We start from the raw sequence: 10,205 nt of genomic DNA, 5'->3' as shown, positions 1-10,205 counted from the left end.
GAAGTCAGGGGTATGGTGAGATGGGGTTTTGGTTGGATCACCACCTTTTTTCATACCTCCCAAAGAGATAAAGAGTCCCGGCTTTTCCCGCTGGAAAAAGCTGAAATCTTCCGCTCCGGTGATAGGAGGGTTGGTGATTACATTGCCTTCGCCCGCGGCTGCGAGAACCGTTGCAGCCATCTGTGCAGTCAGGGCTGGGTCGTTGATTGTCGAGGGATAGAGTTTTTTGATGTTTACATCTGCTTTTGCGCCCGCGCTCTCTGCTATGTTAGTCGCAATTTCGGTGATTCGGCGGTGAACAAGTTCCTGTTGCTCGTCGCCAAAGGTTCGGATGGTGCCGATCATTTCGACTTTTTCAGGGATGATGTTGTGACGAATGCCGCCGTGAATGGCTCCCACAGTAACTACAGCTGGATTTTCTGTGATGTTGACATTTCTGGAAAGGATCGTTTGCAATCCGGTGATGATCTGCGAGGATGTCACGATTGGATCTACTCCAGACCAAGGTGATGCGCCATGAGCTTGTGTTCCGTGAACGGTTATCTCCAGGTTATCCACCGCAGCCATGGCAGGGCCGGAGCGATAGCCGATCTTGCCTACTTCCATCTGAGAGCCAATGTGCAGTCCGAAGACCGCGTCCACGTCTTTCATGACGCCCTCTTCTACCATCTGCTTTGCGCCCCAAGAGTTGACTCCTTCTTGATAGATGCCTTCCTCAGCGGGTTGGAAAAGGAATTTGACTGTGCCTTGCAAATCATTTTTCATGCCGGCTAGCACCTCGGCCACACCCATCAGGATCGCGACGTGCGTATCGTGTCCGCAGGCATGCATCACTCCGGTTTCCTGACCATTGTACGTGGTAGTTACCGTCGATTTGAATGGTAAATCCACGCGCTCGGTCACGGGCAGGGCATCCATGTCGGCTCTTAATGCGACGGTTGGGCCAGGCTTGCCTCCTTTGAGGATTCCGACGACGCCGGTCACGGCCACTCCTTCTTGCACTTCAATACCCAAGGCACGAAGGTGGTCGGCGATTTTCTTTGCTGTTCTGGTTTCTGCGTTGCCCAATTCTGGGTTTTGGTGAATGTCGCGTCTCCACTCGATGACCTTGGTCTCGATGGCCGCCGCTTTTTTGTCAATTTCTGGACGCAGCTTGGTTTGTCCCATGGCTACGCCGCTGAGGAGTAGGAGGGGGAGGATAAGTTTATTCATAGAAAAGGGATTGATGGTTCGGTTAGCGGTTATTCGTAGCTTGAAAGTAATCATCCGAGCCAATAATTCTTTTCTCCTCGTGTAAAATCCCAAAAAGAAGAACTTTTCCTATTGATATGGCTTTGTATTAGAAATGAAATTTTATGGAACTGAAAAATAAGATTGCCGTCGTCACTGGTGTCAGCAAAGGAATAGGGCTGGAAGTCGTCAAATTTTTACTTGAAAAAGGAACTACCGTAGCAGGCTGGGGGAGGACCAAGCCGGACTTGTCCCACGATAATTTTCACTTTTTCGCCTGCGATGTATCTGTGGAGGAACAAGTGGAAAAAGCCCACACGGAGACAGTGGGGAAGTTGGGGTCCGACATCCGTATACTAGTCAATAACGCAGGTTTTGGAGTGGCGGGCCCGATGGAGTCCATGTCGTCAGAAGACTGGAAAGCGATGTTTGATACCAATGTCCACGGGATATTCTACGTGAGCAAGCGCCTGATCCCATCTATGAAAGCTGCCGACGAAGGTCACATCGTCAATGTGGCCTCGATTGCCGGCTTGAATGGCGTGGCGAACTTTGCAGGGTATGTCGGCACCAAGCATGCGGTGAAAGGAATTTCGCACTCGATGTACATGGAGTTGCGCGACTTTGGGATCAAGGTGTCCACGATCTATCCGGGTTCGACTCAGACGAATTTCTTTGATGCGATCGAGGGAACTCAGGCGAATGAGAACATGATGCGCCCTCAGGATGTCGCCTTGACTATCGTCCAAACACTGGAGACGCATCCCAACTATTTCGTGGCGGATGTGGAATGCCGGCCGCTGAGACCGAAGGGGAAGAAGTAGGCGGACTCAGTATTCAGTTGCAGTGTGTCAATGCCTGATCACTGCGACTAAATACCGACCACTGAAAACTACATATTTTCCTTACTTTTGGTTGACTAAAAATCATCCATGTCACTCCAGGTCTCCCAACTTTCCAAACTTTACGGATCACAAAAAGCGCTCGATGACGTCAGTTTTTCGGCTGCGCCGGGGAGGATTTTGGGGTTCCTCGGACCAAATGGTGCCGGGAAATCCACCACCATGAAGATCATCACCGGGTACTTGGCGGCAGATGGTGGAGCGGTGACGATCTTGGGCGAAGATGCTCTGGCAAACCCCAAGAAAGTCAGCGCTCAAATCGGCTATCTCCCCGAGCACAATCCGCTTTACCTGGATCTGTATGTGCGGGAGTTTCTAGAATTTTCGGGAGGACTCTATGGCATGAACGCTTCGATCCTTCAGCAGCGTGTGAATGAACTGATCCGAAAGACCGGACTTTCCACCGAGCAGCACAAGAAGATTGGACAGCTTTCTAAAGGCTATCGTCAACGAGTCGGACTGGCAAGATCCTTGATTCATGACCCTCAAGTCGTAATCTTGGATGAGCCTACGACTGGACTAGATCCCAATCAGCTAGTTGAGATCCGAAACCTGATTCGGGAGATAGCCGCCGACAAAACACTGATTTTTTCTACCCACATCATGCAGGAAGTGGAGGCGATCTGCCAGGATGTGGTGATCATCAACCGGGGAAAAATCTTAGCGGCCAGCTCTCTTTCTGAACTTAAAGCAGGTTCGGGTCAAATTGAATTGATCCTGGAAACCGAAGAAGAACTAGAGCTGGGCTGGTTTGAGAAGCTTGGAAAAGTCCGGTTCGGAGCGAAAGATAAAAAGGAATTGATCATCGAAACGTCTGATCCTGCGGAGACCAGAAAGTTTCTGATGCAAGTCATCGCGGAGCGCTCGCTAAACCTCAACAGCCTCAATCAAAGCAAGAAAAATCTGGAGACGCTCTTCAGAGAAATTACCGAAGCGCCATGAAACCAACCACGACTCCGGCGTCACACGCAGGCTTGATTAAAAAACAGGCGAGATTCGTCCCGTCGGTTATTGTGATGGCCACTGATATACAACTTGCGATTAGATGAAAAGTCTCTTTTTCAAAGAAATCAACGCGTTTTTTGGGAGCCTTACCGGCTACCTGATCTTGGCTTTGTTTCTGGTGGCCTTGGGGCTGATCGTCTGGGTTTTTCCCGAGAGTTCTGTGTTGGACTATGGCTTTGCGGATCTCGAATCGCTGTTTGCTTATACTCCCTATGTGTTTACCTTTTTGGTTCCGGCGATCTCCATGCGGTCGATTTCCGAGGAGCGCAAGAGCGGCACCTGGGAGCTGCTGCGGACATCGCCGGTTTCTTTGTTTCAGATCATTTTGGCAAAATATCTGGCCTTACTAGCCTTGGTTATCCTAGCGGTGTTGCCGACCTTATTATATGCCTACAGCATCATGCAGCTTGGAGATCCTGTCGGGAATCTTGATTTGGCAGGTTTCTTTGGCAGCTGGATCGGGCTGCTCATGATCGGGGCGACCTTTGCTGCAGTGGGCCTTTTTGCTAGCTCATTGACTTCGCAGCAGGTGGTGGCTTTTGTGCTGGGCGTGTTCTTTTGCTTTGTCCTATACTTCGGGTTGACAGCTTTGGCCGAGATGCTGACTGGAGAGTTTGCCTACTGGGTGGAGGAGCTGAGCTTGAGCCAGCATTACACGAGCCTCAGTCGTGGGGTGGTGGATAGTCGGGATGTGTTCTTTCTATTCGGAATGGTTTGGGTGTTTTTGGGGGCTTCTGTTTTGGTTTTGAAAGGCAAATGAAGAAATCAGTAAACCGTACCGCAAGACCTTATTTGATTCTATTGGGAGGAGTATTGCTTCTGCTTGCGCTGGGGAATTTTCTCCGGTTTCGTTTGGATTTGACGGAGGAAAAGCGGTTTACCCTCAGTCCTGCCACGGAGGAACTGCTTGTGAATCTTGATCGGCCAATACATGTGGACATACTATTGACCGGGGAAAGCCTACCCGGCGGAATGCGACGCCTCCAAAAGTCCATTGAGGAAACGGTCCGTACTTTCAATGCCTTTTCTTCAGAGACGATAACTGTTTCCTATTTTGATCCGCTAACAGTCACCGATTCGCTGCAGGAAAACTTCATCTACACCCTGGCGGATTATGGAATCAATCCCACTAACCTCTATGTCACACAAAATACAGGTCAACAAGCCCAGCTGATCTTTCCCGGGATTTTGGTTAGTGACGACGAATACGAAACCGGCGCGCTGATCCTCAAAGGTGAGCGCGGCATGTCTCCGGATCAGATATTGAATACCTCCATCGAAAATTTGGAATACGAGATCAGCAATGCTATTCGTAAGTTGATCACTCCGGAAAAGTCTGCCATCGCCATGCTTATCGGTCACGGAGAGCTTTCGGAAGACGACGGATTTGGCATGGTTGAGGCGTTGGACGGAGCATATGAGGTGTTCAAAGTGCCTCTAGATCAAGCGAAGTCACCACAGGACTTGAGCTCTTTTGGAGTGATTTTTATCCTTGGTCCAAGGCAAACTTACACCGAGCGCGAGCTATATCTGCTGGATCAGTACGTGATGCAGGGAGGGAATCTCGTAGTAGCTGCGGAAGGAGTCGATGTGAATTTGGCCGAAGCAGGTGGGGCTGGCACCTTTTCTTTTCCTCTCGAAAATGACTTGGATCGGCTGCTCTTCCGCTATGGTATTCGCATCAACAAGGATCTGATTCAGGACCTTAACTTCAACTACATTCCGGTGATGGGAGGCAATTTTGGCAATCAACAACAGCTGGTGCCGATGCCTTGGCCCTTCTATTTTAATGCTGGAAGAGTGCAGGCGCATCCGATTACCAAGGCGTTGGATCAAGTGAATTTCCGGTTTGCGAGCAGCTTAGACACTGTCAAGGCAGATGGAGTGAGGAAGACTCCTTTGATTTTCGGATCTGAAAATGAAAAAATACTGGAGGCGCCTGCACGAGTTGCCTTTTCGGACATGGAAGGAGAGCCGGATGTCTCCGCCTTTTCTGTCAAAAATTTGCCGTTGGGCTACCTGTTAGAGGGAGAGTTTACCTCACTTTTCAAGAACCGATTTGTACCGGAAGGGTTCGCTAAAGCTGATTTCAAAGAAAGTGGATTTGGTCGTGTCGTGGTCTTCGGCGATGGTTCTATTTTTCAGAGTCAGTTGAGTTTGCAGGGAGATCAGCCCCTAGCCTTGGGAGAAGATCCCTTTGCGCAGACGACCTATGCCAACCGGCAACTCCTACAAAATCTCGTGCAATATCTCAGCGATCCCGATGGAATTATCACGTCAAGAAATCGCTCACTACAGATCAGACCGCTCAATAAAGTAAAGGTTTCGCAGCAGAAAGCGTTCTGGCAAGGCATAAATGTAGTGCTTCCGGTGCTCGTTTTGGGACTACTGGGAGGGCTGATTCTCTATTTGAGAAAGCTGCGGTACGCCAAAAAGACGAGCGGGTAAGTCTCCGGAAATTAGATCAGAAAATTTTGGCGAAAGACAATTCTGACCCGCCGAATTAGCATTTTATTTATAAATTTACCCCGCTGGAATAAAAGTTAGTACTGAGCTCCGCGATTTGAAATAGAGCAAGACGAAGAACCTCACTTGGAGAGATAATTTTCGTCGCTGCGAGATTCCACCCGTCTGACGATAGTCGGGCCTGACCTTTTGAAAATAAAATCACATTTATATGAAATTTATTGTTTCCTCTTCTGCTTTGCTGAAGCAGCTTTCGGCCATCAACGGCGTCGTGACAACAAACCCGGTGGTTCCGATCTTGGAGAACTTCCTGTTTGAGATCAAAGATTCTGTGTTGACCATTACGGCTTCTGATTTGCAGACCTCTATGATGACTCAGCTGCATGTGGAGGCAAAAGAGGACGGAAATATCGCGGTGCCGGCGCGTATTCTGATTGAGACGCTGAAAAATCTCCCGGAACAGCCAGTGACCTTCAGTATCGATCATGACACCTATGCGGTAGAGATCAGTTCTGACAATGGTCGCTACAGACTTGCCGGTGAGAATGCCACCGACTTTCCAAAGATCCCGACAGTATCAAACGCAACAACGGTGGATATGTCCACTGAGGTGCTGTCTGCCGCGATTTCCAATACCATTTTTGCGGCCAGCTCTGACGAACTCCGACCTGCTATGACTGGTGTCTACATCAATCTCAGTGAAACCAACACCACCTTTGTGGCAACAGATGGTCACCGATTGATCCGATATCGCAGAGTGGATGTAGCTTCTCCAAACGGAGCTAGTCTCATCATTCCAAGAAAAGCGCTAAATCTGCTGAAGTCTACCCTACCAAGTGATAATGTGCCGGTAACGGTAGAATTCAATCAGTCCAACGCTTATTTCAAATTCAACAGCATCAAGATGATTTGTCGTCTGATTGATGAGCGTTATCCTGACTACGAAAATGTAATCCCGGTTGACAATCCTAACCGAATGAACATCGACCGTCTGGAATTGCTCGGATCACTCCGTCGTATCGCCATCTATGCCAACAAAACTACCCATCAGGTACGCTTGAAGTTGACAGGCAGCGAGCTGATGATATCGGCAGAAGATCTGGACTTCTCCAACGAAGCAAACGAAAGACTCTCCTGCGAGCATGACGGAGAGGACATTGAGATCGGATTCAACGCGAAGTTCCTTGTTGAGATGCTAAACAACTTGGGTTGCAGAGAAGTGAGCATGCGATTCAGCGCTCCAAACCGTGCCGGATTGATCCTGCCGGCTGAGCAGAATGCAAACGAAGATATCCTCATGCTGGTGATGCCGGTGATGTTGAACAACTACGTGTAATCAATTAACCACAGACCATAGTGTGAAAGGCCTCCAAAGTGATTTGGGGGCTTTTTGTTTTTCAGACTCAGTCGTAGAGCTGATTCCATCAACGTAGAATCTCGAAGGATTGCTACAGTCAAATTCCCGAGATCGGACAGAACTAGCTCTTTTTTAGACGGTATACCCAGTAGCCAAGTCCCAAGGTGCTGAGGAAAAAAACGACCAAAGCCCATTCGATCGTTCGACGGTCCGAGAGGTTGGATTCGATCTGCTTGTCCCGCTCAGCGACTGCCCGCTTGAGCGCCTGCACGTCTTGTTCCAGCGTTAGTGTGATGGATTTGTAGTCGTCTTTGTCTTGGGTGATCGTGGTAGTTTCGATCGATCCGATCATTCTAAGCTCGTCCATGATCTGATTGTCTTTGGATATGATCCGCTCTAGCCATTCATTGGTTTCGATCATGTCCTTTTTGGTCCGGTTGCCAAAGATCCCTGATTTCTTGCTTTCGGCGTTTTTCCATTCCTCATGAAGCTGATCCCGCTCCTGGACCATTCGTTCGAGCTTTGCGCCGTCGAGTTGAGGTGCTTGAAAAAGTGAGAACAGCAGTGCGGCGATAAGGTTGAGCATGGTATTCTTTTTTTGATTTTAGCTGTAAAGACAAAATATAGGCCAGATTCAGCGAGCTGTCAAGGAGGTTGGTAGCAGTCACCTCGACGATAGGAGAGGTCTTATGTTCATTACACTTGCTATTATAAGATTTCTCCCTGCGTTCGAAGTGACAATTCACCGATAGTTTATGTCTGCGTCGAAGTAGACTGGCGCAGTCCTGTAAACTGACCTCTGATCACTGCTTAGCAGCCTTCCAGCCTCGCGTGATCTCCTTCTTTCCCGGAGGGCCCGGCACGGTTTCAACAGTTAAGCCGAGGGCGTCCAGGTCGCGCTTCAATTGCCCGGTAGCGCAATAGGTCATAAATACCCCGCTTGGACGTATCATTTCGACGACCTTTTGCAGCGAGTCTTTGCTCCACAGTTCAGGCTGTTTTTTTGGTGCAAACGCATCGAAGAACACGACATCGGAGGGGTACAGCTGTGCTTCTTCCAGGGTGGCTTTATCTTTTTTGAAATTGAAATACTCCGAAACAGGGCCTCCCTCATTCCAAGGAGCATTGTGAAGGGCTTCGAAATACTTATGAAAATGCCAGATGCCGTTATCGTGCTCGATGTAGTTGAGCTGGCTGTAGATTTCTTTTTCCAGCGGAAAGGGTTCAATGGTATGATACAGCACCGGGATCTGGTTTTGTTCGGCCCAGACCAAGGTTAGCCAAGCATTAAGTCCAGTGCCAAAACCAACTTCAAATATCCGGATAGGGTATTTGCGGGGATTTCTCGCCAGCCAAGAGTCCAGCCCATAGATCATATAGATGTGGATAGCCTCCCGGTAGGCGCCCTGAGAGTTGTGGTAGGTTTCCTGAAGCGCTTCGTGATAGAGTGAGTGGGACCCGTCTCCAGTGGTGATGATCTTTACTTTATTCATACCTTATAGATCAATGCTGTACAGTAGGCCGATATGCCCTCTTCCCTGCCGACAAATCCCAGCCATTCGGAGGTTGTTGCTTTGATGGAAATCGCGTCCTCGCCAACATTCATCACTTCAGACAGACAGGTTTTCATTTCAGGAATCAGCGGATTCAGCTTGGGCACTTGGAGGCAAACCGTCGTGTCCATATTTCCGACTTCATACCCTGCTTCCCGGATCATTTTCATGACTTCCTTCAGCAGGATTTTGCTGTCGATACCTTTGAATTTGGGATCTTTGTCAGAAAAATGATAACCTATATTCCGCATGTTGGCCGCACCGAGCAAGGCATCGCAGATGACGTGAATCAGTACGTCGGCGTCAGAATGCCCCACGGCACCTTTATCGTGATGGACTTTGATCCCACCCAGCCAAAAGTCGTAACCGGGCTGGAGCTGGTGGACATCGTATCCAAAGCCTATCCTAAATGGAGTCATTAGTTTATCGATTGATAGTAAAGCACCGAAGCCTGATCTTCACGAAGAAGTTCGTGTGTCCAGGTTTTGATCTGCGGCGCTTCGATTTTTGATTTTTCTATAAATTCCTCCCAATATAGTTCAGGATTACCCAAATGGGCAAAGTAGGCGAGGTTCATTGCTCGATTGAGCAGCTGAATGGACTCATAGGTCTTCATTGCTTCCCCTTGGTTTTTGATTTTTTGGAGGTTTCTATCTGAAATCTCTTCCGTCAAAAACTCAACCAATACTTCGTCAAGTGCTTTTTCAGCTTCTTGGGCTGAGATACCAGATTCCATTTTTCCGGAGAAAACCAGCAAGCCGGGATCCACTGAGCCGGTGATGTAGCCACCGGCGGAGGCGAATTTTTTACCCTTTTTGACGAGCCGTTGCTCAAGCAGGGAAGACTTGCCAGAGCCGAGTAGGTCGCTGATCAGATCCGCTTCGAGATACCCGGGCTCCCCTTTGGCTGGCATCTTATAGGCTTTGTATAGTGCATCGGTTGGGACTTTGGCCTGATGAACGATCGATCGTTTTGCGCTTTGGGGCGGTTCTGCGATGATGGTGGTTGTGGACATTCGACCGCTTGGAATTGCACCGAACCATTTTTCAGCTAGCCGCTCAATTTGAGGAACGGTCACATTCCCGGCGACGACCAGGATCGCGTTGGCGGGGTGATAGTGAGTTTGGTAAAAATCCCAGACATCCTCTCGCGTGTAGCCCTCGATGTCAGCTAGATTTTGGCCGATGGTCGGCCAGCGATACGGGTGCTTTTCATACGCCATATTTCTCATGTGATGCCAGACATCGCCATAAGGCTGGTTTAGGTAGCGCTGCTTGAATTCTTCCATGACCACTTTCCGCTGCGTCTCAATTGTCTTTTCGCTCAGAGTGAGCTGGAGCATCCGATCGGATTCCAGCCAAAAGGCGGTTTCGATATTTGCCGCAGGGAGGGTCATGTAATAATTGGTGATGTCGGGGCTCGTGAACGCATTGCAGGATCCGCCTACGCGCTCAAGCTCGCGGTCAAAGACTGGCACATTTGCAGAGCTTCCAAACATTAAATGCTCAAAGAAGTGCGCCAAACCGGTTTTTCCGGGCGTTTCAAACCGCGATCCTACCTTATATAATAGATTGAATACGGCAATCTTGCTGCTGTGATCTTCGTGGACGATCACTTGCAGCCCGTTGTTAAGGAAAAATCTTCGGTACGGAAACATTCAGGGTGAATAATTATTAGCTCGTAGGATTGTGG

The 10,205-nt window shown here is 49.1% G+C and carries 10 protein-coding genes; 5 read left to right on the top strand and 5 right to left on the bottom strand.

Features of this window, described 5'->3' with window-relative positions:
• Nucleotides 1–1,212, bottom strand: a 1,212-nt coding sequence (locus ABD031_RS07890; RefSeq protein WP_343850099.1) for an amidohydrolase, incomplete at its 3' end; no start/stop codon positions are given.
• Between the two features lie 143 nt (nucleotides 1,213–1,355).
• Between ABD031_RS07890 and ABD031_RS07885 the strand changes: the two genes are divergently transcribed.
• The 5 genes from ABD031_RS07885 (at nucleotide 1,356) to dnaN (ending at nucleotide 6,939) form a co-directional block, all read left to right on the top strand.
• The gene (locus ABD031_RS07885; RefSeq protein ID WP_343850097.1) at nucleotides 1,356–2,054 is read left to right on the top strand and encodes an SDR family oxidoreductase; all 699 of its coding nucleotides are present in this window, start codon (nucleotides 1,356–1,358) and stop codon (nucleotides 2,052–2,054) included.
• Between the two features lie 108 nt (nucleotides 2,055–2,162).
• Nucleotides 2,163–3,074 (top strand): gliding motility-associated ABC transporter ATP-binding subunit GldA, encoded by a 912-nt coding sequence (gene gldA / locus ABD031_RS07880; RefSeq protein WP_343850095.1) that lies wholly within the window; start codon nucleotides 2,163–2,165, stop codon nucleotides 3,072–3,074.
• Nucleotides 3,075–3,177: 103 nt separating this feature from the next.
• A complete protein-coding gene (gene gldF, locus ABD031_RS07875) occupies nucleotides 3,178–3,897 on the top strand; it encodes a gliding motility-associated ABC transporter permease subunit GldF (RefSeq protein ID WP_343850093.1) in 720 nt (239 codons plus the stop codon).
• The gene (gene gldG, locus ABD031_RS07870) at nucleotides 3,894–5,585 is read left to right on the top strand and encodes a gliding motility-associated ABC transporter substrate-binding protein GldG (RefSeq protein ID WP_343850091.1); all 1,692 of its coding nucleotides are present in this window, start codon (nucleotides 3,894–3,896) and stop codon (nucleotides 5,583–5,585) included. The genes gldF and gldG overlap by 4 nt, the downstream gene beginning before the upstream one ends.
• Before the next feature lie 229 nt (nucleotides 5,586–5,814).
• Entirely contained in the window at nucleotides 5,815–6,939 is a 1,125-nt protein-coding gene (gene dnaN / locus ABD031_RS07865; protein ID WP_343850089.1) for a DNA polymerase III subunit beta, read from the top strand.
• A gap of 142 nt (nucleotides 6,940–7,081) precedes the next feature.
• Here dnaN and ABD031_RS07860 read toward each other — a convergent pair whose 3' ends face one another.
• The 4 genes from ABD031_RS07860 to ABD031_RS07845 form a co-directional block, all read right to left on the bottom strand.
• Nucleotides 7,082–7,546 (bottom strand): Clp protease ClpB, encoded by a 465-nt coding sequence (locus ABD031_RS07860; RefSeq protein WP_343850087.1) that lies wholly within the window; start codon nucleotides 7,544–7,546, stop codon nucleotides 7,082–7,084.
• Between the two features lie 217 nt (nucleotides 7,547–7,763).
• On the bottom strand, nucleotides 7,764–8,453 hold the full coding sequence (gene mnmC2, locus ABD031_RS07855; protein ID WP_343850085.1) for a tRNA (5-methylaminomethyl-2-thiouridine)(34)-methyltransferase MnmC2: 690 nt from the start codon (nucleotides 8,451–8,453) through the stop codon (nucleotides 7,764–7,766).
• Nucleotides 8,450–8,932, bottom strand: coding sequence for a 2-C-methyl-D-erythritol 2,4-cyclodiphosphate synthase (ispF, locus tag ABD031_RS07850; RefSeq protein ID WP_343850083.1), 483 nt, complete (start codon nucleotides 8,930–8,932; stop codon nucleotides 8,450–8,452). The genes mnmC2 and ispF overlap by 4 nt, the downstream gene beginning before the upstream one ends.
• Nucleotides 8,932–10,170, bottom strand: coding sequence for a M16 family metallopeptidase (locus ABD031_RS07845; RefSeq protein ID WP_343850081.1), 1,239 nt, complete (start codon nucleotides 10,168–10,170; stop codon nucleotides 8,932–8,934). Before ABD031_RS07845 ends, ispF begins: the two co-directional genes overlap by 1 nt.
• Between the last annotated feature and the right edge of the window lie 35 nt (nucleotides 10,171–10,205).

The sequence above is a fragment of the Algoriphagus jejuensis genome (genome assembly GCF_039523455.1).
Classification (GTDB): Bacteria; Bacteroidota; Bacteroidia; order Cytophagales; family Cyclobacteriaceae; genus Algoriphagus; species Algoriphagus jejuensis.
This window is presented reverse-complemented; position numbering and strand designations above follow the sequence as displayed.

Excerpts from the sequence above, each read along its gene's own strand:
- ABD031_RS07885 (WP_343850097.1), top strand. The coding sequence starts at position 1,356 with ATGGAACTGAAAAATAAGATTGCCGTCGTCACTGGTGTCAGCAAAGGA.
- gldF (WP_343850093.1), top strand. The coding sequence starts at position 3,178 with ATGAAAAGTCTCTTTTTCAAAGAAATCAACGCGTTTTTTGGGAGCCTT.
- ABD031_RS07845 (WP_343850081.1), bottom strand. The coding sequence starts at position 10,170 with ATGTTTCCGTACCGAAGATTTTTCCTTAACAACGGGCTGCAAGTGATC.
- dnaN (WP_343850089.1), top strand. The coding sequence starts at position 5,815 with ATGAAATTTATTGTTTCCTCTTCTGCTTTGCTGAAGCAGCTTTCGGCC.
- ispF (WP_343850083.1), bottom strand. The coding sequence starts at position 8,932 with ATGACTCCATTTAGGATAGGCTTTGGATACGATGTCCACCAGCTCCAG.
- mnmC2 (WP_343850085.1), bottom strand. The coding sequence starts at position 8,453 with ATGAATAAAGTAAAGATCATCACCACTGGAGACGGGTCCCACTCACTC.
- ABD031_RS07860 (WP_343850087.1), bottom strand. The coding sequence starts at position 7,546 with ATGCTCAACCTTATCGCCGCACTGCTGTTCTCACTTTTTCAAGCACCT.
- gldG (WP_343850091.1), top strand. The coding sequence starts at position 3,894 with ATGAAGAAATCAGTAAACCGTACCGCAAGACCTTATTTGATTCTATTG.
- gldA (WP_343850095.1), top strand. The coding sequence starts at position 2,163 with ATGTCACTCCAGGTCTCCCAACTTTCCAAACTTTACGGATCACAAAAA.